Annotated in this window: 33 protein-coding genes; 25 read left to right on the top strand and 8 right to left on the bottom strand. The window is 58.7% G+C overall.

Features of this window, described 5'->3' with window-relative positions; all coding sequences use genetic code 11:
• The 13 genes from tuf to AC1DV6_RS14880 form a co-directional block, all read left to right on the top strand.
• Positions 1-963, top strand: a 963-nt coding sequence (tuf, locus tag AC1DV6_RS14940) for an elongation factor Tu (RefSeq protein WP_477978722.1), incomplete at its 5' end; no start/stop codon positions are given.
• Positions 964-977: 14 nt separating this feature from the next.
• Positions 978-1292, top strand: a complete 315-nt coding sequence (gene rpsJ, locus AC1DV6_RS14935; RefSeq protein WP_029708110.1) for a 30S ribosomal protein S10 — start codon at positions 978-980, stop codon at positions 1290-1292.
• A gap of 175 nt (positions 1293-1467) precedes the next feature.
• Complete coding sequence (gene rplC, locus AC1DV6_RS14930; protein WP_477978720.1) at positions 1468-2148, top strand: 50S ribosomal protein L3; 681 nt, start codon at positions 1468-1470, stop codon at positions 2146-2148.
• A complete protein-coding gene (rplD, locus tag AC1DV6_RS14925) occupies positions 2148-2768 on the top strand; it encodes a 50S ribosomal protein L4 (RefSeq protein WP_477978718.1) in 621 nt (206 codons plus the stop codon). The genes rplC and rplD overlap by 1 nt, the downstream gene beginning before the upstream one ends.
• Before the next feature lie 8 nt (positions 2769-2776).
• Positions 2777-3100, top strand: a complete 324-nt coding sequence (gene rplW / locus AC1DV6_RS14920; protein WP_477978726.1) for a 50S ribosomal protein L23 — start codon at positions 2777-2779, stop codon at positions 3098-3100.
• Positions 3101-3102: 2 nt separating this feature from the next.
• Positions 3103-3927, top strand: coding sequence for a 50S ribosomal protein L2 (rplB, locus tag AC1DV6_RS14915; protein WP_477978716.1), 825 nt, complete (start codon positions 3103-3105; stop codon positions 3925-3927).
• A gap of 11 nt (positions 3928-3938) precedes the next feature.
• Positions 3939-4217: a 30S ribosomal protein S19 gene (rpsS, locus tag AC1DV6_RS14910; protein WP_094476242.1), complete on the top strand. Its 279-nt coding sequence runs from the start codon at positions 3939-3941 to the stop codon at positions 4215-4217.
• 9 nt (positions 4218-4226) lie between these two features.
• Positions 4227-4556, top strand: coding sequence for a 50S ribosomal protein L22 (rplV, locus tag AC1DV6_RS14905; protein WP_075585605.1), 330 nt, complete (start codon positions 4227-4229; stop codon positions 4554-4556).
• A 14-nt stretch (positions 4557-4570) separates the two neighbouring features.
• The gene (rpsC, locus tag AC1DV6_RS14900; protein WP_477978714.1) at positions 4571-5473 is read left to right on the top strand and encodes a 30S ribosomal protein S3; all 903 of its coding nucleotides are present in this window, start codon (positions 4571-4573) and stop codon (positions 5471-5473) included.
• Between the two features lie 2 nt (positions 5474-5475).
• Complete coding sequence (rplP, locus tag AC1DV6_RS14895; RefSeq protein ID WP_029708121.1) at positions 5476-5892, top strand: 50S ribosomal protein L16; 417 nt, start codon at positions 5476-5478, stop codon at positions 5890-5892.
• A gap of 16 nt (positions 5893-5908) precedes the next feature.
• Complete coding sequence (gene rpmC / locus AC1DV6_RS14890; RefSeq protein ID WP_477978712.1) at positions 5909-6118, top strand: 50S ribosomal protein L29; 210 nt, start codon at positions 5909-5911, stop codon at positions 6116-6118.
• A 10-nt stretch (positions 6119-6128) separates the two neighbouring features.
• Positions 6129-6398 (top strand): 30S ribosomal protein S17, encoded by a 270-nt coding sequence (rpsQ, locus tag AC1DV6_RS14885; protein WP_477978710.1) that lies wholly within the window; start codon positions 6129-6131, stop codon positions 6396-6398.
• A 105-nt stretch (positions 6399-6503) separates the two neighbouring features.
• Positions 6504-7010 carry a redoxin family protein gene (locus tag AC1DV6_RS14880; RefSeq protein ID WP_477978708.1) on the top strand — a complete coding sequence of 169 codons (507 nt, stop codon included), beginning with the start codon at positions 6504-6506 and terminating at the stop codon, positions 7008-7010.
• Between the two features lie 51 nt (positions 7011-7061).
• Here the strand turns inward: AC1DV6_RS14880 and AC1DV6_RS14875 are convergent, their stop codons facing one another.
• Together AC1DV6_RS14875 and AC1DV6_RS14870 are read right to left on the bottom strand one after the other, a co-directional pair.
• A complete protein-coding gene (locus AC1DV6_RS14875; protein ID WP_477978706.1) occupies positions 7062-8027 on the bottom strand; it encodes a hypothetical protein in 966 nt (321 codons plus the stop codon).
• Between the two features lie 128 nt (positions 8028-8155).
• The gene (locus AC1DV6_RS14870; protein WP_477978704.1) at positions 8156-8677 is read right to left on the bottom strand and encodes a GNAT family N-acetyltransferase; all 522 of its coding nucleotides are present in this window, start codon (positions 8675-8677) and stop codon (positions 8156-8158) included.
• A gap of 102 nt (positions 8678-8779) precedes the next feature.
• Here AC1DV6_RS14870 and AC1DV6_RS14865 point away from each other — a divergent pair, with 102 nt between their 5' ends.
• The 6 genes from AC1DV6_RS14865 to ptsP are packed head-to-tail and all read left to right on the top strand — an operon-like array spanning position 8780 to position 13672.
• A complete protein-coding gene (locus tag AC1DV6_RS14865; RefSeq protein ID WP_477978702.1) occupies positions 8780-9481 on the top strand; it encodes a DUF4197 domain-containing protein in 702 nt (233 codons plus the stop codon).
• Complete coding sequence (locus AC1DV6_RS14860) at positions 9468-9974, top strand: hypothetical protein (RefSeq protein WP_477978700.1); 507 nt, start codon at positions 9468-9470, stop codon at positions 9972-9974. The genes AC1DV6_RS14865 and AC1DV6_RS14860 overlap by 14 nt, the downstream gene beginning before the upstream one ends.
• Complete coding sequence (locus tag AC1DV6_RS14855) at positions 9971-11191, top strand: MFS transporter (RefSeq protein WP_477978698.1); 1221 nt, start codon at positions 9971-9973, stop codon at positions 11189-11191. The genes AC1DV6_RS14860 and AC1DV6_RS14855 overlap by 4 nt, the downstream gene beginning before the upstream one ends.
• Positions 11192-11218: 27 nt before the next feature.
• Complete coding sequence (locus AC1DV6_RS14850) at positions 11219-11665, top strand: PTS sugar transporter subunit IIA (protein WP_477978696.1); 447 nt, start codon at positions 11219-11221, stop codon at positions 11663-11665.
• Positions 11634-11903, top strand: a complete 270-nt coding sequence (locus AC1DV6_RS14845; RefSeq protein WP_477978694.1) for an HPr family phosphocarrier protein — start codon at positions 11634-11636, stop codon at positions 11901-11903. The genes AC1DV6_RS14850 and AC1DV6_RS14845 overlap by 32 nt, the downstream gene beginning before the upstream one ends.
• Positions 11900-13672 (top strand): phosphoenolpyruvate--protein phosphotransferase, encoded by a 1773-nt coding sequence (gene ptsP, locus AC1DV6_RS14840; RefSeq protein WP_477978692.1) that lies wholly within the window; start codon positions 11900-11902, stop codon positions 13670-13672. The genes AC1DV6_RS14845 and ptsP overlap by 4 nt, the downstream gene beginning before the upstream one ends.
• A gap of 70 nt (positions 13673-13742) precedes the next feature.
• On the opposite strand, the gene AC1DV6_RS14835 is transcribed toward ptsP, so the two are convergent.
• Complete coding sequence (locus AC1DV6_RS14835) at positions 13743-14582, bottom strand: DMT family transporter (protein ID WP_477978690.1); 840 nt, start codon at positions 14580-14582, stop codon at positions 13743-13745.
• A 38-nt stretch (positions 14583-14620) separates the two neighbouring features.
• Here AC1DV6_RS14835 and AC1DV6_RS14830 point away from each other — a divergent pair, with 38 nt between their 5' ends.
• Positions 14621-15094: a hypothetical protein gene (locus AC1DV6_RS14830; protein ID WP_477978688.1), complete on the top strand. Its 474-nt coding sequence runs from the start codon at positions 14621-14623 to the stop codon at positions 15092-15094.
• A gap of 9 nt (positions 15095-15103) precedes the next feature.
• Here AC1DV6_RS14830 and AC1DV6_RS14825 read toward each other — a convergent pair whose 3' ends face one another.
• The 5 genes from AC1DV6_RS14825 to AC1DV6_RS14805 all read right to left on the bottom strand — a co-directional run bounded on the left by AC1DV6_RS14825 (position 15104) and on the right by AC1DV6_RS14805 (position 18078).
• Positions 15104-15505, bottom strand: a complete 402-nt coding sequence (locus tag AC1DV6_RS14825; protein ID WP_477978686.1) for a nuclear transport factor 2 family protein — start codon at positions 15503-15505, stop codon at positions 15104-15106.
• Positions 15506-15604: 99 nt separating this feature from the next.
• Positions 15605-16024: a DUF1801 domain-containing protein gene (locus AC1DV6_RS14820; protein WP_477978684.1), complete on the bottom strand. Its 420-nt coding sequence runs from the start codon at positions 16022-16024 to the stop codon at positions 15605-15607.
• Positions 16025-16042: 18 nt separating this feature from the next.
• Entirely contained in the window at positions 16043-17053 is a 1011-nt protein-coding gene (gene lipA / locus AC1DV6_RS14815; RefSeq protein ID WP_477978682.1) for a lipoyl synthase, read from the bottom strand.
• Between the two features lie 13 nt (positions 17054-17066).
• Positions 17067-17774 (bottom strand): lipoyl(octanoyl) transferase LipB, encoded by a 708-nt coding sequence (gene lipB, locus AC1DV6_RS14810; protein WP_477978680.1) that lies wholly within the window; start codon positions 17772-17774, stop codon positions 17067-17069.
• A 1-nt stretch (position 17775) separates the two neighbouring features.
• Complete coding sequence (locus tag AC1DV6_RS14805; RefSeq protein WP_477978678.1) at positions 17776-18078, bottom strand: YbeD family protein; 303 nt, start codon at positions 18076-18078, stop codon at positions 17776-17778.
• Between the two features lie 139 nt (positions 18079-18217).
• On the opposite strand from AC1DV6_RS14805, the gene AC1DV6_RS14800 reads away from it, so the two are divergent.
• From AC1DV6_RS14800 to AC1DV6_RS14780, 5 genes are read left to right on the top strand one after another with little or no spacing between them, the layout of a single operon-like run.
• Positions 18218-18730 (top strand): ATP synthase subunit I, encoded by a 513-nt coding sequence (locus AC1DV6_RS14800; RefSeq protein ID WP_477978676.1) that lies wholly within the window; start codon positions 18218-18220, stop codon positions 18728-18730.
• Positions 18731-18742: 12 nt separating this feature from the next.
• Positions 18743-19600, top strand: coding sequence for a F0F1 ATP synthase subunit A (atpB, locus tag AC1DV6_RS14795; RefSeq protein ID WP_477978674.1), 858 nt, complete (start codon positions 18743-18745; stop codon positions 19598-19600).
• Between the two features lie 59 nt (positions 19601-19659).
• On the top strand, positions 19660-19908 hold the full coding sequence (atpE, locus tag AC1DV6_RS14790) for a F0F1 ATP synthase subunit C (RefSeq protein ID WP_477978672.1): 249 nt from the start codon (positions 19660-19662) through the stop codon (positions 19906-19908).
• A 36-nt stretch (positions 19909-19944) separates the two neighbouring features.
• Positions 19945-20415 (top strand): F0F1 ATP synthase subunit B, encoded by a 471-nt coding sequence (locus AC1DV6_RS14785; protein WP_477978670.1) that lies wholly within the window; start codon positions 19945-19947, stop codon positions 20413-20415.
• 9 nt (positions 20416-20424) lie between these two features.
• Positions 20425-20955, top strand: coding sequence for a F0F1 ATP synthase subunit delta (locus tag AC1DV6_RS14780; RefSeq protein ID WP_477978668.1), 531 nt, complete (start codon positions 20425-20427; stop codon positions 20953-20955).
• Positions 20956-20983: the final 28 nt, after the last annotated feature.

Genomic DNA, 20983 nt, shown 5'->3' with positions numbered 1-20983 from the left:
TACGCCCACGTTGACTGCCCCGGCCACGCTGACTATGTGAAGAACATGATCACTGGCGCAGCCCAAATGGACGGCGCGATCCTGGTTTGCTCCGCAGCTGACGGCCCAATGCCTCAGACCCGCGAGCACATCCTGCTGGCCCGCCAGGTTGGCGTTCCTTACATCATCGTGTTCCTGAACAAATGCGACATGGTGGATGACGCTGAACTGCTGGAACTGGTCGAAATGGAAGTTCGCGAACTCCTGGACAAGTACGACTTCCCAGGCGACAAGACTCCTATCATCCACGGCTCTGCCAAGCTCGCCATGGAAGGCGACAAGGGTCCTCTGGGCGAAGAAGCCATCATGAAGCTGGCTGACGCACTGGACACCTACATCCCCCTGCCAGAGCGTGCTGTTGACGGCGCGTTCCTGATGCCYGTRGAAGACGTGTTCTCCATCTCTGGCCGTGGCACCGTGGTGACTGGCCGTGTTGAGCGCGGTATYGTCAAGGTCGGCGAAGAAATCGAAATCGTCGGTATTGCTGACACCCAAAAGACCACCTGCACTGGCGTGGAAATGTTCCGCAAGCTGCTGGACCARGGYCAAGCTGGCGACAACGTCGGTATCCTGCTGCGCGGCACCAAGCGTGAAGACGTGCAGCGCGGCCAAGTGCTGTGCAAGCCCGGCTCCATCAAGCCACACACCCACTTCACTGGCGAGATCTATGTCTTGTCCAAGGACGAAGGCGGCCGCCACACACCTTTCTTCAACAACTACCGCCCCCAGTTCTACTTCCGTACAACGGACGTGACCGGTGCGATCGAGTTGCCAGAAGGCAAGGAAATGGTCATGCCTGGTGACAACGTGTCGATCACTGTGAAGCTGATCAACCCCATCGCCATGGAAGAAGGCCTGCGCTTCGCGATCCGCGAAGGCGGTCGTACTGTCGGCGCCGGTGTCGTTGCCAAGATCATTGCGTAAGCAAAGGAACAATCATGGCTACCAAGCAAAAAATCCGTATCCGTCTGAAGGCGTTTGATTACAAGCTCATCGACCAGTCGGCCGCTGAAATTGTGGACACCGCCAAGCGCACCGGCGCGATTGTCAAGGGCCCCGTGCCTCTGCCAACCCGCATGAAGCGCTTCGACATCCTGCGTTCACCCCACGTGAACAAGGCCAGTCGTGACCAGTTCGAAATCCGTACCCACCAACGTCTGATGGACATTGTGGATCCCACGGACAAGACTGTGGACGCCTTGATGAAGCTCGACCTGCCTGCTGGCGTCGACGTAGAAATCAAGCTGCAGTAATAGGTCGGCGCAGGTCTGGATGAAAATCCAGGCTTGCGCTACTTTGAGGAGCGGGTTATACTCGCAGGCTCGCTTGGACAGGCTATGACCTGTCCTTCGGGTTTTATTAACAGTCTTTCACGCAAAAACGGTGCTGCCAATTGCAGTCGCACCGGTGGAAGTTACGGAGAAAACAATGAGTCTTAGCAATCACTTAGGGTTGCTGGGTCGCAAGGTTGGCATGATGCGCCTATTCACCGAAGACGGGGACGCTGTTCCTGTTACGGTGGTAGACGTGTCCAACAATCGCGTGACACAGGTGAAAACCCAGGAGAACGATGGCTACGTTGCCTTGCAGGTAACGTTCGGCGCACGCAAAGCTTCGCGTGTGACCAAGCCCATTGCCGGCCACCTTGCGAAAGCAGGCGTTGAAGCTGGTGAAATCATTCAAGAATTCCGCGTTACTGCTGATGCAGCTGCCAAATATGCAGCTGGCGCAACTGTCCCCGTGGCAGATGTGTTCGCAGTGGGCCAGAAGGTGGACGTGCAAGGCACAACCATCGGTAAGGGCTACGCCGGTACCATCAAGCGTCACCACATGAGCTCGCAGCGCGCGTCGCACGGTAACAGCCGTTCGCACAACGTGCCCGGTTCTATCGGTATGGCGCAAGATCCAGGCCGCGTGTTTCCTGGCAAGCGCATGACAGGTCACCTCGGTGATGACATTGTCACAACCCAGAACCTCGATGTCTTCCGCATTGACGAAGCCCGTCAATTGCTGCTCATCAAGGGTGCTATCCCCGGATCTGCTGGCGGTTTTGTGACCGTTCGCCCGGCTGTCAAAGCCAAGTCCACAACAGCGAAAGGAGCGAACTGATGCAGCTCGAACTCCTGAATGACCAAGGTCAGGCTACTTCCAAATACGAAGCGCCAGAGACTGTTTTCGGTCGCGCATACAACGAAGACCTGGTGCACCAGGTGGTGGTGGCCTTCCAGGCCAACGCGCGTCAGGGCACCCGTGCCCAGAAGGATCGCGAACAAGTCCATCACAGCACCAAGAAGCCTTTCAAGCAAAAGGGAACCGGTCGCGCTCGCGCTGGTATGACGTCCTCGCCTCTGTGGCGCGGAGGCGGTCGTATTTTCCCGAACATGCCTGATGAAAACTTCGCTCAGAAGATCAACAAGAAGATGTACCGCGCTGGTATGGCTTCCATCCTGTCCCAGCTGGCCCGCGAAGGTCGTCTGGCAGTGGTTGATTCGCTGACTGTTGATTCTCCCAAGACCAAGGCACTGGCTGCCAAGTTCAAGGCGATGAATCTGGAATCCGTGTTGGTGATCGCCGATGAAGTCGACGAAAACCTGTACCTGGCCTCCCGCAATCTGGTCAACATCCTGGTGGTTGAGCCCCGTTACGCCGATCCGGTGTCTCTGGTGCACTACCGCAAGGTGCTGGTTACCAAGGCTGCCATGGACACACTCAAGGAGATGTTCGCATGAGCGCCCGTATGAACAACACGTCGAAAGTCAAGTACGACGAAGGTCGTTTGATGCAGGTTCTGGTTGCCCCCATCGTGTCCGAAAAGGCCACCATGGTTGCTGAAAAATCCAATGCCGTGACATTCAAAGTACTGCAAGACGCTACCAAACCCGAAATCAAGGCCGCTGTGGAATTGATGTTCAAGGTTGAGGTGCAAGGCGTCTCTGTGGTGAACACCAAAGGCAAGACCAAGCGTTTTGGCAAGTCTGTTGGCCGTCGCGACAATGTTCGCAAAGCCTACGTCATGCTCAAGGCCGGTCAAGAGCTCAACCTCGGTGGGGAGGCTGCGTAATCATGGCTGTCATTAAAATGAAACCTACTTCCCCAGGCCGTCGTGGCGTGGTGAAGATTTCGCGTGACCACCTGTACAAGGGTGCTCCGCACGCTGCTTTGCTGGAACCTCAGTTCCAAAAAGCGGGCCGTAACAACAACGGTCACATCACCACCCGTCACAAGGGCGGTGGGCACAAGCACCATTACCGCGTTGTCGACTTTGTCCGCAACAAGGATGCTATTCCTGCCAAGGTCGAGCGTATTGAATACGATCCAAACCGTTCCGCGCACATCGCTCTGGTGTGTTACGCAGACGGCGAGCGCGCGTACATCATTGCTCCACGTGGTCTGGAAGTCGGCGCAACCATCATGAATGGTTCCGAAGCTCCTATCCGCGTTGGCAACACGCTGCCGATTCGCAACATTCCCGTGGGTTCCATCATCCACTGCGTAGAGTTGCAAGTTGGTAAGGGCGCACAGATCATCCGCTCCGCGGGTACATCTGCCACCCTGCTGGCCCGTGAAGGTACTTACGCTCAGGTTCGCATGCGTTCCGGTGAAGTCCGCAAGGTCCACATCGACTGCCGCGCAACGATCGGCCAAGTGGCCAACGAAGAACACAGCCTGCGTCGCCTGGGTAAAGCCGGTGTCAAGCGCTGGATGGGTATTCGCCCGACCGTTCGCGGTGTGGTGATGAACCCGGTCGACCACCCACACGGTGGTGGCGAAGGCAAGACTGGCGAAGGCCGTCATGCAGTCGATCCTTGGGGTAATCTGACCAAGGGTTACCGTACCCGTAACAACAAGCGCACGCAGGTCATGATCGTGTCGCGTCGCAAGAAGTAAGGGGTAGGTAAATGACTCGTTCTCTCAAAAAAGGTCCCTTTGTGGACCACCACCTGGTAGCCAAGACTGAAAAGGCTGTTGCTACCAAGGACAAGAAGCCGATTAAGACTTGGTCGCGCCGCTCCATGATCCTGCCCGATTTCATCGGTCTGACGATCGCCGTTCATAACGGCAAGCAGCACGTCCCGGTCTATATCACCGATCAAATGGTTGGCCACAAGTTGGGTGAGTTCGCTCTGACCCGTACTTTCAAGGGTCACCCTGCGGACAAAAAAGTCCAGAAGAAATAAGGATTGACCATGGAAACACGTGCAACCCTCCGTGGCGTCCGTTTGTCTGTGGACAAAGGTCGTCTGGTCGCGGATCTGATTCGCGGCAAGAAAGTGGACCAAGCCCTGAACATCTTGCAATTCACGCAGAAAAAAGCTGCTGTGATCATCAAGAAGGTTCTGGAGTCCGCGATCGCCAACGCTGAACACAATGACGGTGCCGACATCGACGAACTGAAGGTCAAGACCATCTACGTCGAACAAGGTGCTTCATTGCGTCGCTTCACGGCCCGCGCCAAAGGCCGCGGTAACCAAATTCGCAAACCCACGTGCCATGTGTACGTGACGGTTGGTAACTAAGAGGCCAGGAACATATGGGACAAAAAATACACCCCACCGGCTTTCGCCTGGCGATCAGCCGTAACTGGTCCTCTCGCTGGTACGCGAACAACCGTGACTTCGCCGGCATGCTGGCTGAAGACATCAAGGTACGTGAGTACCTGAAGCTGAAACTGAAGAACGCTTCGGTGTCTCGCATCCTGATCGAGCGTCCTGCAAAGAACGCCCGTATCACGATCTTCTCGTCCCGTCCGGGCGTGGTGATCGGCAAGAAGGGTGAAGACATCGAAAACCTGAAGCGCGAACTGGGCAAGCAGCTCGGTGTGCCAGTGGCAGTGAACATCGAAGAAGTGCGCAAGCCCGAAATCGATGCCAAGCTGATCGCTGACAGCATTACGCAGCAGCTCGAAAAACGCATCATGTTCCGCCGTGCCATGAAGCGCGCCATGCAAAACGCCATGCGTTTGGGCGCCTTGGGCATCAAGATCATGTCTGCCGGTCGTCTGAACGGCATCGAAATCGCACGTACCGAGTGGTACCGTGAAGGCCGCGTGCCTTTGCACACTCTGCGCGCTGATATCGACTACGGCACTTCTGAAGCCAAGACCACCTACGGTGTGATCGGTGTGAAGGTCTGGGTCTACAAGGGTGACACGCTGGGTCGTAACGACCTGCCGGCTGCCGTTGAGCCCCGCGCCGAAGAAGAACGTCGCCCACGTGGCCCGCGTCGTGATGACCGTGGCGGTGCACGCCCTGGTTCTGACCGTCCGGCGCCTCGCGGTGCTGCTCCCCGTCGTCCTGTCGGTGGCAACACCGCACCGGCTGATGGCAGCGACAAGCCCGTCGAGGCCTCTGGCGTCGACGCTACCAAACCCGCCGTTAAGCGCGTTCGCAAAGTCGCCGCGCCAGCTGCAACAGCTGACGGTAAAGGAGAATAACCATGTTGCAACCCGCTCGCCGGAAATACCGCAAAGAGCAGAAGGGCCGTAACACCGGCATCGCGACACGAGGCAGCTCGGTCGCATTCGGTGACTTTGGTCTGAAATGTACTGATCGCGGCCGTCTGACGGCTCGCCAGATCGAAGCTGCACGTCGTGCAATTTCCCGTCACGTAAAGCGTGGCGGTCGTATCTGGATTCGCGTGTTCCCTGACAAGCCGATCTCCCAGAAGCCTGCTGAAGTGCGTATGGGTAACGGTAAAGGTAACCCCGAATACTACGTGGCTGAAATTCAGCCCGGCAAGATCGTGTTTGAAATCGTCGGTGTGCCTGAAGAACTGGCACGCGAGGCATTCCGTTTGGCTGCGGCCAAGCTGCCTCTGCGTACCACTTTCGTGGCACGCATGATTGGCCAGTAATTCAGGAGATATCGAAATGACGAAAGCTGCTGAACTGCGCACCAAGGACGTTGCCGGCTTGAAAACGGAAGTCAAAGAGCTGCAAAAAGCCCACTTTGGCCTGCGTATGCAAAAAGCCACGCAACAACTCACCAACACCGGTACGCTGCGCATTGCGCGCCGCGACATTGCTCGCGCCAAGACCATTCTTGTGCAAAAGCAATCCGCCGACAAATCCGCCAAATAAGGAGCGATAAATGACGGAAGCTAAAAAATCCCTCAAGCGCACCTTGGTTGGCAAGGTGGTCAGCGACAAGCGTTCCAAGACCGTTACGGTTTTGATCGAACGCCGTGTAAAACACGCTCTCTATGGCAAGATTGTTGCCAAGTCGAGCAAGTACCACGCCCATGACGAAAAGGGCGAGTACCACATGGGCGACGTGATTGAAATCACCGAAAGCCGTCCTATCTCCAAGACCAAGAACTGGGTTGCTACCCGTTTGGTAGAGAAAGCAGCAGCGGTTTAATTACTGTTGCAGCACTCTCTGCGGAGAACCTAAAAACGGCCCACAATGTGGGCCGTTTTGCTTTGTGCAAATACCTTTTAACAAACCCAATCTCAAGGAGCAGACATGATCAAAGTTGGTGACACCCTTCCATCCGCAACATTGATGGAGTATTCAGAAGTTGAAGGCGAGGGTTGCAGCATTGGGCCGAACGCCATTGACGTGACCAAAGCCACCGCGGGCAAGACCATTGCGCTGTTTGCTTTGCCTGGTGCTTTCACGCCGACCTGCTCCGCCAAGCACGTGCCGGGCTATGTTGCCGCTGTCGAAGAGTTCAAGGCCGCTGGCGTGGATGAAATCTGGTGCGTCAGCGTCAACGACGCGTTTGTGATGGGTGCCTGGGCACGTGACCAGAAGACCGACGGCAAGGTTCGCATGCTGGCTGACGGCAGCGCTGCCTTTGCGCAAGCTACTGGCCTGACGCTGGACCTGACGGGCCGCGGCATGGGTCTGCGCAGCAATCGCTACTCGATGTTGGTGAAGGACGGTAAGGTCACGGCGCTGAACGTTGAAGGCCCGGGCAAGTTCGAAGTGAGCGATGCTGCAACGCTTTTGGCGCAAGCCAAGGCGTAGGTCATAAGACGCTAAGTTTCTATCGGACTTCGATGTCGGACTTCGAATCGGCTAATTGCTAGAAAGAGAAAGGCGAAGGTCGGTAACGCTTGCACCGAAAACCACGTTGTGCTCGGTGCCGGTGCCTGGGAAGACCTCGCCGAGCACTCCGAACGCGAAGATCCGATAGTCTTCAGGGCGCGTAGAAATATTGGAAAGCGGCCCGCTTTTCAGCCGTAGAAGCATTTGGCGGAAATTTTCGTACGGCACTTGTGCTCGGAACAGAATTGGTCGCGACCAAGCTTCCACATTATGCATCGTGTCGGAGCCCGGGCCGACCACCACATAGCGGACCGGATTGCCAGCGGCATCGGTCGCGCGCATCGGGCTGGCGACGAAGAAGACCTGCTCGTCGAAACCCACCGACTCACCGCCCACCCCGTTCACCCCTATTGCGCGACTGTCAAAGAGTTCAATCAAGTGCGCAATCAGGGTATTGGTCGTCGTATCGCGTGCGTAATAGAAGAAACTCAACTGCGCGGTGCCATCTCCAGTGTGAGGGGCTTGATATTGCACATGCTTCAGATTGATGTTCGCCTCAAACATCATCGTGGATGTGGCATTGCGAAACAGGCCGGCTTCAGGCTGCAACTCGCGCGCGATGCTGATGCTGGGGCCTTCGCCCACCAGCGGCAAAGTGTGGCTGAATTGAAAAGTGTTGATCAGAAACCCGGCACTCCCACATGAGAGCTGAAATGCACTGGCTGCAACTGGGGGAGGCGCATTGCGATAGCCACGCTGTGCCTCGGGCACTAGTGTGCCAGGGGGATAGAAGCCAGTGAAATCGCCTACCGGCCAGGTTATAACGTTTGATATCTGGCCAGAGAGCTCGTCTGTGCCTAAATCTCCCATATGTTGCACGCGCATGAACGTAGCATTCTTAGGCGCGTCGGCGGCCTCGGCGATCAAATTGGTTGGCGTGACGCAATCAGGTGCTGAAACTGAGACATAGGGAGGGTCTGGGACGGTCGTTGACACGGGCGGGCCCACGCCACCGCCGCCGCCACATGCGCTCAGCACGGATACGAGCAAAAGCTGGGGACTACGCAGATTCCCAATGTGAAAGTGATCGCCAAGGCGGAACATTCCAAAAGGATACGCCGAAATCAACCTCGGCGTGTACCCAAGTCTGCTTTCAGGTAGTGGGCGCCTGCTATCGGGTTGTAGTAGTACGGGGGGATCTCCGCAAAGCCCAACTCCTGGTACAGCGCACGGGCCGACTCCATGTCGTCCAGCGTGTCCAGCAAGATGCAATCAAAGCCGCTGGCGGTCGCGCTGTCCAGCACGGCCTCGGACAATTGGCGCCCCAGGCCCAGGCCCCGGAATTGTGGGCGCACATAGAGCCGCTTCATCTCGCAGGCGTTGGCGTAGTCCACCGTATGTAATGGGCGCACCGCGCAACAGCCAGCAAACTCACCATTGACGGTAGCCAGCAGTAGCGTGCCGTGTGGCATCGCATATTCGCCTGGTAAGTCGCGCAGTTCGTCTTCAAAGTTCTGGAAGCACAGATCCACCTTCAGCGAGTTTGCATATTCGCGAAACAGCATGCGCACGCCGTCCAGATCAACTGGGCCCGAGGCAGCGCGCACTACAACGGTGGGGGAGGCGATGGAGGTAGGGGTTGGCACATGTGAAATATTACACGGCCAGACGACCTGTTTTGGGGACGTGGATCTGGTGTGAGCGGCTACCATGCGGATTGGGAAAAAATGACATCGAGGAGATGTGCCATGCAACGACGTGAATTCACAGGCCTTTCCGTTTCTTTGGGCGCGCTATTGGCGCTGACCCACATGCGCGCTGATGCGCTGGATCTGGCCAGCCTGAGCAATGCGGACGCCAGTGCCGGATTGCGCACTGCACTGGAAAAAGGCGCGGCCCAAGCGGTCAAGACGCTGGGCGCAAAGGACGGCTTTCTGGGCAACCCCAAGGTTCAAATCCAGCTGCCTCCGGCACTGGAAAATGCCGCCAAGCTATTGCGTACGCTGGGTCAGGGCGAGCAGATCGACGCGCTGATTACCTCCATGAACCGCGGCGCAGAAGCCGCCGTGCCGATGGCGCAGCCGCTGTTGGTCAAGGCTGTCAAAAGCATGAGCATTCAGGACGCCAAAGCCATCCTGTCGGGTGGCGACACGGGTGCGACGCAGTTCTTTGCGCAAAAGACGCGCGGTGATTTGACGGTGCAGTTTCTGCCTGTGGTCACCAAGGCCACCGAGAAAGTGGGGCTCGCGCAAAAGTACAACCAGTTGGCGGGTAAGGGCGCCGACATGGGCTTGGTGAAAAGGGAAGACGCCAACATCCAGAAGTACGTGACCGACAAGGCGCTGGACGGGCTCTACTACATGATTGGCCAGGAAGAGCGGGAATTGCGCCAAAACCCTGGCAAGTACGGCAGTGCGTTGTTGAGCAAGGTTTTTGGTGCGTTGCAGTAGCCTCGTTTCAGCGCTGGCGGCATCTGCTGCGCTGCTCACGTTGGGCTGTTCCCCCGCGTTGAACTGGCGTGAAGTGCCGCTGGGCAGCGCCAAGGTGATGCTGCCTTGCAAACCTGATCGCGCGCAACGGCCGGTGCAGTTGGGCGCAAAGCAAATGAACATGGAAATGGTGGGTTGCGAAGCAGCTGGCGCCTTGTTTGCTGCCAGCCGAGTGGAAATTCCGCCTGCTGAGCAGCAAGCCACGCTGGAAAACTGGTACCGCGCCAGCATGGCAAGCCTGGGCGATGCGATGCAAAGCCAGGCTGCGGCGCCGCCACCCAAGGGCAAATCACTGGCAGCGACGGGGCAGGGCAAGGCCCGGGACGGCAGTGCGATGCAGGCGCACTTTCTCTGGCAGACCGGCAGCCACGAGGTGATTCTGTTGGCGGTCTATGCGCCGCGCATAGGCAACGACATGACAGAGCCGTTCCTGATTGACCTGAAGCTGCAATGAGCGAGCCGTTGCCCTGGCGCAAATCGATGGTCGTATTTGCAGTCTTCGCCTGCGCCTACTTTTTATCAACCCTGATCCGCGCGATCACGGCGACGCTGGCGCCTACGCTGGTGGCCGAGTTGCAACTGAACGCACGCGATCTCGGTTTGTTGGCTGGCGGGTATTTTCTGGGCTTTGCCGCAACCCAATTGCCATTGGGTAACTGGTTGGATCGCTTTGGCCCGCGGCGCGTGCAGTGTGCGCTGCTCAGCATCGCGGCACTGGCCTGTTTGGCCTTTGCCTGGGCAACCAGTTTTTGGGGGCTGTTGGCCGCGCGAATGCTGACGGGTGTAGGTGTCGGCGCCTGCCTGATGGCGCCGCTGACGGGCTACCGGCGTTGGCTGGAGCCCAGCCAGCAACTGCGCGCGAACTCATGGATGCTGACGGCCGGTGCGCTGGGTTTTGTGGCGTCGACCTTGCCGGTGCAGTGGCTGCTGCCGCTATACGGCTGGCGGCCGATATTCGTAGGGCTGGCTGTTCTGTTGGCGGCTGCTGCGCTGTTGATTGCGTGGCAGATCCCAACATGGGCGTCCGCCACACCGCAAACAGGCGCTGCGCCATCACGCGGTTATGCAGAAGTCTGGGCCAACCCCTACTTCCGGAAAATGGCGCCGCTGGGCTTTTTCAACTACGGCGGTCTGGTTGCGGTGCAGACCTTGTGGGCCGCGCCGTGGATGGTGAAGGTGGGTGGCTATAGCGCACTGCAGGCAGCGACGGGTTTGTTCTGGATCAACATCGCCATGCTGGTGTCTTATCTGCTGTGGGGTTGGGCCAACCCCTGGCTGGAGCGCCGTGGGCTCAAGGCGGAGCGGCTAATCGCCTGGGGAACCCCTTTGTCGCTCACTCTGCTTGCTATTCTTATAGGAGCTGCTCACGCTTTCCCTGCGGGCACTGCAGCCGTTTTGATCTTGTATTGTGTGAGTTGTACCGTGGTTGCGTTGGCACAGCCTGCGGTGGGTATGGCATTTCCGGCGGCGCTGGCCGGGCGCGCACTGTCGGCGTTTAATCTGATGATTTTCAGCGGCATCTTCTGTGTGCAGTGGGGCGTAGGTCTGCTGATCGACGCATTCCGCGCGCTCGGTTGCGCAGAAGTAGTGGCGTATCAAGGTGCAATGGGCATCTTCGGCTTGTGTTGCATCGCGGCATACTTGCATTTTCTACGGGCAAAGACGCCATAATCAGCGACAACCACCCCTACCCATCCCATGAACACCGGCATCCTCATCATTGCGCACGCACCGCTGGCAAGTGCCCTGCGTGCCTGTGTGTTGCATGTGTTCCCGGATGCGGCAGTGGGTGTGCTTGCGCTGGACGTGGCGCCCGAGTCTTCCACGCAGGCTACGCAGGCCCAGGCCCAGGCGTTGCTGGCACAACTGAACACGCCACAAACGCTGGTGCTGACAGACGTGTTTGGTGCAACGCCGTGCAACGTTGCGCAAAAGGTGGTGGACGGCATCAGCGCCCGGCTGGTCGCAGGCGTCAATCTGCCCATGCTGTTGCGCACCATCAATTACCGGCACGAAGCGCTGGATATCCTGGTCGCCCGCGCGCAAGCCGGTGGCACCCAGGGCATCATGCAAGTGGCCGTCACCGCACCCCAGAATCAGGCAAGAAATCCCCATGATCAATCGCAACACGACCATAGTCAATAAGCTGGGCCTGCACGCCCGCGCCTCCGCCAAACTCACCAAGATGGCGGGCAGCTTCCCGTGTGAAGTCTGGATGGCGCGTGGCGACCGCAAGGTCAACGCCAAGAGCATCATGGGCGTGATGATGCTGGCCGCAGGCATTGGCTCAGAAGTCAGCCTGGAGACGTCTGGTGATCGCGAAGAAGAGGCGATGGAGGCGCTCCTGGCTTTGATTGCGGACCGCTTCGGAGAGGGCGAGTGACCTTTGCGATCCAGGGTCTGACGGTATCGCGCGGCGTTGCCATCGGGCGCGCGGTGCTGGTGGCGTCCAGCCGTGTGGATGTGGCGCACTACTTCATTGCTGCAGACCAGGTCGACGCCGAGATTGACCGGGTACGCATCGGGCGCGATGCGGTGGTCGACGAGATCCACCGGCTGCAAGAAACCATCACGCACATGGGCCCCAAGGAAGCGCCGCACGAGTTGGGCGCGCTCCTGGATGTGCACCTGATGCTGCTGCAGGACGCAGAGCTGGTCGGTGGCGTCAAACGCTGGATCACCGAGCGCCTGTACAACGCCGAGTGGGCGCTGACCACCCAACTAGAAATCATCGCGCGCCAGTTCGACGAAATGGAAGACGAATACCTGCGCGAGCGCAAGGCCGATCTGGAACAGATTGCAGAGCGCATCCTGCGGGCGATGAAGGGCAGTGCCTCGCCCCTCACCGTGCACCCGCATGGCCCGCGCAAAGCGTCACAGCAGGACTTGCTGCTGGACGATACGGTGGACGTGCCACTGGTGCTGATCGCGCACGATCTGTCACCCGCCGACATGCTGCAGTTCAAGCAAAGCGTGTTCGCCGGTTTCATTACGGATGTCGGCGGCAAGACTTCGCACACCGCGATCGTTGCGCGCAGCATGGACATCCCGGCTGTGGTCGGCGCGCGCACATCGAGCCAGTTGGTGCGCCAGGACGACTGGATCATCATCGACGGCGATGCTGGTGTGGTCATCGTCGACCCTTCTCCCATCATCCTGGCCGAGTACGGTTTCAAACAGCGCCAGGGCGAGCTGGAGCGCGGCCGCTTGCAGCGTCTGTTGCACACCCCCGCGGTCACGATGGACGGCGAGAAGGTGCAGTTGCTGGCCAACATCGAAATGCCGGACGATGCGGCGTTGGCACTCAAGGCCGGCGCTTTGGGCGTGGGCCTGTTTCGCAGCGAGTTCCTGTTCATGGGTCGCCAGGGCCAGTTGCCTGATGAAGAAGAGCAGTACCAGGCCTACAAAAAAGCCGTCGAAGGCATGCGCGGCCTGCCGGTCACGATTCGCACGGTGGACGTGGGCGCCGACAAACCGCTGGACAGCTCGCTACGCGACGATGCACACCTGAACCCGGCACTGGGCCTGCGTGCGATCCGCTGGTGCCTGGCCGATCCGGCGATGTTTTTGACGCAGCTGCGCGCCATCCTGCGCGCTGCCGCCCACGGGCAAGTGCACCTGCTGGTGCCGATGCTGGCGCATGCGCGCGAGATCCGCCAGACGCTGGCGCACATCGACCATGCCCGTGCCACGCTCGACAACCGCGGCATTCCTTATGGCGCGGTCAAGCTGGGCGCCATGATTGAAATTCCGGCAGCGGCACTGAGCCTGCCGCTGTTTTTGAAGTACTTTGATTTCCTGTCGATTGGCACCAACGATCTGATCCAGTACACGCTGGCGATCGACCGTGCCGATGAATCGGTCGCGCATTTGTATGACCCGCTGCATCCGGCTGTGTTGCGGTTGGTGGCCGACACGATTGCGCAAGGGCGGGCGCAGGGCAAAGATGTTGCCGTGTGTGGCGAGATGGCGGGCGATGTGACGCTGACGCGTTTGCTGTTGGGTCTGGGTCTGCGCAGTTTTTCCATGCATCCGGCGCAAATTCTGGCCGTCAAGCAGGAGGTCTTGCGCGCCGATACGACCAAGCTGGCGGCCTGGGCACAGCGCGTACGCGATGCCGAAGACCCGGCATTGGCGATGACGTCGCCTTAGTTTTTCCGGGCGCTACTAAAAGAGTAGCTGCTCACGCACATCCCATGCGCCCTAGGGGCCTATTTGGCACCTATTTACCAGCGCGAGACCCAAGTACCGCTGCGCCCACAATCATCGCCGCGGCAATTGCTACCGACAGACTGGGCGACTCGGATCGCACCCACAGCAGCGCCAGCGTGGACAGCAGCGGCGTCAGAAATGACAGCACACCAATCTGCCGCGCGTCGCCGCGCTTGAGCGCTGCGTCCCACAGATAGAACGCCGTACCCAGCGGGCCCAGACCCATTGCCAGAATCAGCATCCAATCCGTTCCGATCAAATGCACGGGCGCTTCCAGCAGCGCATGGCACAGCAGCGACAGCATGCCCGACACCAAGCCAAACAAGCCAATGGCTGCGGTAGGAAAGGGCGTTACGCGCTGGGTCAACAGCGAGTAGCTGGCCCATACGAAAGCCGAAGCCAGCGCAGGCAAGTAGCCCCAGGCAAAGCCACTTTGCAGATCGCGTCCGCCGAGAATCGCCAGTGCGGCGCCAGCAAAGCCGAGCAGCGCCGCCGCAATGTGCAGGCCACGCAAGCGCATGCCGGGCAAGAACAGTGGAGCCATCAACACAATGCCCAAGGGCCACAGGTAGTTCACCAGATTGGCCTGTACGGGCGGCGCGTGGCGCAGTGCAATGAACAGCAGGAAGTGAAAGCCAAACAGGCCGTAGACGCCGAGGGCCAGGGTTGCGGGTGGTACCCGCCATGCGGAGAGTTTGAAGCCCGACAGCGGCAAGCCAATCAGGCTGCCCACCAGCAGACCCAGCCCGGTCAGCAAAAACGGTGGCACATGTTGCAGCGATACGCCTAGCGGCGCCAAAGTGGCCCATAGCGCAATCGCGCCCAGTGCGAGAATGGATGCAGACTTCATTCGCACGATAGTACGTGCCTTTTTAACGACGGATTCCCGTGACAGATACCCCAGAAAAAATTCAGGAACCCCGCAGATGGGTCAGCGACGGTTGGACCGCGCAGGTCATCAAAAACGACGATGACGACGGTTGGGCCGTCGCGATGACCAGAGACGGCCAGGCCGAACCCGCATTGGTTGGCCCCTGGACCATGGGCCGCGACAAGAAGAACCCCAAACCGCTGGATGGCAATGCGTTCAGCACGCTGGTCAAAACTGCGTCTGAGTTCGTGCGCCGTAGTGAGCAGCAACTGCATGCATCGCTGCACCAGAGCATTGCTGTGACGGCAGGCAACGTCCGCATCACGGTGTATCTGGACATCGAGCCCGATGAAGACAACCCTTCAGCGGTACTCAGCGCCCGGGACGAAGGTGATGACTTGTTGGCGGAAGTGCGCGTAACGCCATCGTTCAAGCTGAACCGCAACAGCGCTGTGGCCTGGGCGGAGGGCGGGTTTCGCAAACCCGTCTGAACGGCTGCGTCAGTGCGCGACCTTCTTGGTGTCAACCGGCGTTTCGGTGTGCATCACGCACTGCCAGTTAGCGCCCTTCTGAATCCAAGTCGATGTGTCGTTCATCTCCTGCGTGACGGCCTTGCCATTTCCGCGTGGCGAGATTTTCTGTTTGACGTGGTACGTCAGGATCGCCGTCGTATCGTCGGGGAACACGACCTCCATGTCGCTCAGCGAAAAGGCGGTCACGGTGCTCGAGCCTTGCTCAGCCATCTTGCGATAACCCGCGTGGTCAAACTTCATGGCGCCGTGGGCGCTGACCATCAATGCGGGTTCATGCAGTAATTCAAGGGCCGTATCAGTATCCTGATCAACCATGGATTGCCAGAACTTTGTCTCCAGATCGACAAGTGTTTTGCTGGAAGTTTGCATGCTGCGCTCCTTTCGAGGTAAGAAGGCTATCGTGCGTGCGGTAGGGCATGGTTGCCATAGGCGCAGGCTGGCTTTGTCCGTAGGACGGCGCCTACGGGCTCAGGCCTTGGCTTTTTTCACAGGCTTGGTCTTGCCAGCGCTGTTGAGCGCAACCGCTTCGCGAATCAGCGCCTTGAAGGCTGTCGCATCCACGTCATCGCCTTCAAAGATGTCCAGCGCCCGGCGTGCGTTCCCGTCCAGGCTGGAGTTGAAGAGACTGGTTGGGTCTTTCAGCGAAGCACCCTTGATGAAGGTGAGCTTGATCTTGTCTTTGTAAGATTCGCCGGTGCAAATGATGCCGTCGTGCTCCCAGACCGGTGTGCCCATCCATTTCCAGGTTTCGACGACGTCCGCGTCTGCCTGCTGGATCAGTTTGCGCATCCTTGCAAGGGTGTCGCCGCGCCAGCCTCCGAGCGTGGCAATTTTTTCCGAGATGAGTTCCGATGCGGGCAAGCTTTCGCCTGCGTCTGACTTCTTCATGCTCTCCTCCTGGGTGGCTCAGAGCCCCATTGCGTGCCCGGCTTGCTGATCAGCGTGGTACGAACTACGCACCATCGCACCGACCGCGGCGTGCTTGAATCCCATTTTGTACGCCTCAGCCTCAAACATCTTGAAGGTGTCGGGGTGCACATAGCGGCGCACCGGCAGGTGGGATGTCGACGGCGAAAGGTACTGGCCAATCGTCAGCATCTCGATGTTGTGGGCGCGCATGTCGCGCATCACTTCCAGAATTTCTTCGTCGGTTTCACCCAGACCCACCATCAGGCCGCTCTTGGTCGGCACATCGGGGAACAACGCCTTGAACTTCTTCAGCAGGTTCAACGAGAACTGGTAGTCCGATCCCGGGCGCGCTTCCTTGTAGAGGCGCGGGATGGTTTCCAGGTTGTGGTTCATCACGTCCGGCGGCGCGGCTTTCAGGATTTCGAGTGCGCGGTCGTCGCGACCGCGGAAGTCGGGCACCAGCACTTCAATCTGCGTGCGCGGCGAGAGTTCGCGCGTCTTGCGTATGCATTCGACAAAGTGGCCGGCGCCGCCGTCGCGCAGGTCGTCGCGGTCCACGCTGGTAATAACCACGTAGTTGAGCTTGAGCTGGGCGATGGTCTTGGCCAGGTTGTCGGGCTCGTTCACATCCAGCGGGTCGGGGCGGCCATGGCCGACATCGCAAAACGGGCAGCGGCGCGTGCACTTGTCGCCCATGATCATGAAGGTGGCAGTGCCCTTGCCAAAGCATTCACCGATGTTGGGGCAACTGGCTTCCTCGCACACCGTCACCAGTTTGTTGGCGCGCAATACGTCCTTGATTTCATAGAAGCGGGTAGTGGGGCTGCCGGCCTTGACGCGGATCCACTCAGGCTTTTTCAGAATCTCGCCCTGCACCACTTTGACCGGAATGCGCGACAGCTTGGCCGCGGCCTTTTGCTTGTCAGTGGCCTTGTAGTCGTCCAGCGACTGCACTTCACGCACGGTGGCGTTGGTGGCGGATTGAACGGTGGTGTCTTCGTGGCTCATGGGGCGTGCGCCGTCAGGGCGCGAGGTAGGTTGCGAGCTTGTGGCCCAACACGTCAGCCGCTTCTTGCCAGCCAACATTTACACCGATTGTAGAAAGGTCCACGGTTTGCAGCCCGGTATAGCCGCAAGGGTTGATACGCGAGAAGGGTTCCAGGTCCATCGCGACGTTGAGCGCGACGCCGTGGTAAGTGCAGTTGCGGCTGACCTTGATGCCCAACGCAGCAATCTTGCCCAGGCCCGTGAAGTCGGGGGTGTTGGCGCCAGTCGCACCTTTTTGGGGCCTCTGCGCGAGCGGCGTGTGGCCGGCCGGGTCGTCCAGTCTTATATAGATACCCGGCGCGCCTGCTACGCGGTGGCCTGTGATGCCAAAGTGAAAAAGCGTCTTGATGACGGCTTCTTCAATCCGGTAGACGTATTCCTTGACGAAATAGCCGGCGCGCTTCAGGTCGATCAGCGGGTAGGCCACCACCTGTCCGGGGCCGTGGTACGTCACCTGGCCACCGCGGTTGGTCTGCACCACGGGAATGTCGCCAGGCAGGAAGATGTGCTCGGGTTTGCCGGCCAGGCCTTGGGTATAGACCGGCGGATGCTCACAAATCCATAGCTGGTCACGCAAATCCTGTGCGCCTTGCGGACCTCTTTGGCTGGTAAATTCCTGCATCGCGGCGTAGGTGGGCAGGTAGTCCACGCAGCCGAGATGCCGAATTTCCGGGGTTTCCAAACTAGAGCACCACCTTGACCATCGGGTGGGTGCTGAGCGTGCGATACAGCTCGTCGAGCTGCTCGCGGCTGGTGGCGGTGATGGTGATGGTCACGCCCAGATAGTTGCCGCCCTTGCTTTCGCGCAGCTCGATGGTGGACGCATCGAAAGCTGGATCAAATGCCAGCGCTATCTGGGTGATCGCGTGCACCAGGCCGTCGACCTTTTGCCCCATCACTTTGATCGGGAATTGCGATGGATACTGGATCAGGGACTCTTGCGGTGGAATTTCCGGCATCGCGGGCGGTGTGGGTAAATCTGGCATGCCCAAATTATCGCAGTTGCGCCCGATTGGCACTGTCAAGGTGCAAATTTTGCCCGAAGGGGCTTGGGCCGGGGTGGGTTTCTACGTATAATCGTGGGCTGTGCTTTGTAACCGGCCTGTAAACTGGGTGTAATCAGATATGTCCATACTTGCGCCCATTGCAGAGCCGGAAGACGACGCATCGAAAGAATCTTCGGATTTTGTTCCTTTGACGGCCGAGCAGGCGCAAGCGCTGCGAGAGCAAAACCCCTCCGTATCCCCTTGGTGGGTGGTTGCGGGTCAGATTCTGGTCGGGGTTCTGGTAACTCTGGCAGCCTGGGGGATTACGGGCAAGTCGACAGTCGCCTGGTCTACAGGATTCGGCGCCTTGGCGGTGGTTATTCCGGGAGCATTGTTTGCCCGTGGAGTGACGGGGCGGTTTGCCTCGGCCAACGCAGGCAGCGCGGTAATGAGCTTCTTTGTATGGGAGCTGGTCAAGATTGTGGTGACGGTGGCCGTGATGTTCACGGCCTACCGCGTAGTAGAAAACCTGAGCTGGCCGGCAATGCTGGTGGGCCTGGTGGTAACGATGAAGGTGTATTGGGTGGCGTTGCGCTTTGGTCGCAAATCGCTCCCGGTGCAAAACGTAACGCTTAACGGCAAAAGTAACTGATACGAGTAACTGATGGCTGCTGAAGAACACGCTGTACAACAAGGCCCCAACGCCGGCGAATACATTGCGCACCATTTGACGCATTGGCAAAACCGCCCCGCCACGGGCGTGGTCGATTTTGGTGTGATCCATTACGACTCGCTGCTGTGGTCCATCCTGTTGGGTGTTCTGGGTTGCTTCGTTCTGTGGCGTGCTGCCAAAAATGCCACTTCTGGCGTTCCTGGCCGTTTCCAGGCAGCGGTTGAATTCCTGGTCGAGTTTGTTGACACCCAGGCCAAGGGCATCGTGCACAACGCCGAAAGCCGCAAGCTGGTCGCGCCTTTTGCGCTGACCGTGTTTGTCTGGATTTTCCTGCTGAACTCCATGGACTTCTTGCCGGTTGACCTGATCCCCGTGATCTGGCAATTCGTGTCCGGTGACCACCACGCTTATCAGCGTGTCGTGCCTACGGCTGATCTGTCCATCACGCTGGGTCTGTCGATCTCGGTGCTGCTGGTCTGTATTTTCTACAACATCAAGATCAAGGGCCTGGGCGGCTGGGCGCATGAGTTGGTGACTGCTCCCTTTGGCGCGCACCCCGTGCTGTGGCCCTTCAATTTCATTTTCCAGATGATTGAGTTCGTCGCCAAGACCGTGTCCCACGGCATGCGGTTGTTCGGCAATATGTACGCAGGCGAACTGCTGTTCATGCTGATTGCCCTGATGGGTAGCGCACTGGCTGCGTCGGCCAGCGGCATCATGCTGCCAATCGCCCATATTTTGGCCGGTACCGTCTGGTCCATTTTCCACATTCTGATCGTGGGTCTGCAAGCCTTCGTGTTCATGATGTTGACGCTGGTGTATGTGGGACAAGCCCACGAACACCACTAAAAGTTTGTCGGTAGTTTTTCTTTTTCTTGTTTGTTAACTTAAATCCATAGGAGCTCTAAATGGAACACGTGCTTGGTTTTGTCGCTTTGGCAGCTGGTTTGATCATTGGTCTGGGTGCTATCGGCGCCTGTATCGGTATCGGCATCATGGGTAGCAAGTACCTCGAAGCTGCTGCTCGCCAGCCTGAACTGATGAACGAATTGCAAGGCAAGATGTTCGTTTTGGCCGGTCTGATCGACGCGTCCTTCCTGATCGGCGTTGGTATCGCAATGATGTTTGCGTTCGCCAACCCCTTCGTGCTGAAGTAAGCACTCAAACCCTCAACTGACTGAAAGGGCGTTGCTGTGAGTATCACGTCAACCCTGTTCGTTCAAATCCTCGTATTTGCGATTCTGGTGTGGTTCACGATGAAATTCGTGTGGCCTCCCATTGCCGCTGCGCTGGACGAACGGGCATCCAAAATCGCCGACGGCCTCGCTGCCGCCGACAAGGCCAAAGCGGAACTCTCCAACGCCAACAAGCGTGTAGAAGACGAGCTGGCCAAGTCGCGCAACGAAACAGCCGCACGCCTGGCAGATGCCGAGCGCCGCGCCCAAGCCATCGTTGAAGAAGCCAAGGCCAAAGCCACCGAAGAGGGCAACAAGATCGTTGCTGCCGCCAAGGTGGAAGCCGAACAGCAAACCGTCAAGGCCCGCGAATCCCTGCGTGAGCAGGTCGCCGCACTGGCCGTCAAGGGCGCTGAGCAGATTCTCCGCAAGGAAGTCAACGCCAGCGTTCATGCCGACCTGTTGGGTCGCTTGAAGACCGAGCTGTAAGAGGACGTCATGGCTGAACTCGCTACGATTGCGCGCCCTTACGCCGAAGCCCTGTTCAAGGCATCTGCCAAGGACTTGGCTGCTACCGCGGTTTGGGTGGATGAGCTGGCAGCGATTGCCGGCAATGCCCAGCTGCAGCAGTTTGCGGGCAACCCCAACGTGTCTTCCGCACAGGTGTTTGACCTCTTCTCTGGTGTGGCCAAGTCCACGCTGTCGGAGCAGGCCAAGAACTTCCTGCGCACCGTGATCGACAACGGCCGTCTGAGCGCGTTGCCCGAAATCGCTGCGCAGTTCCGGGCATTGAAAAATTCCCAGAGCGGCTCCAGCGACGCAGTGATTTATAGCGCCTTCGCGATGGACGCAGCTGCGGTTGCCGATGTGGCAGCCACGCTGGAAAAACGCTTTGGTCGCAAGCTCAATGCAACGGTTGAAATTGACGAAACGCTGATTGGCGGCATTCGTGTGGTGGTAGGCGACGAAGTTCTTGACACCTCCGTCAAGGCCCGTCTGGAACAAATGAAAGTGGCTCTCTCCGCATGAGGCGTTTGCCTTGTGTCGTGAAGCCCAA

Source organism: Rhodoferax sp. P2_H8_2 (assembly GCF_056403235.1).
Note: the sequence above shows the minus strand (reverse complement) of the source record. Positions and strands in the feature narration are given on the sequence as shown.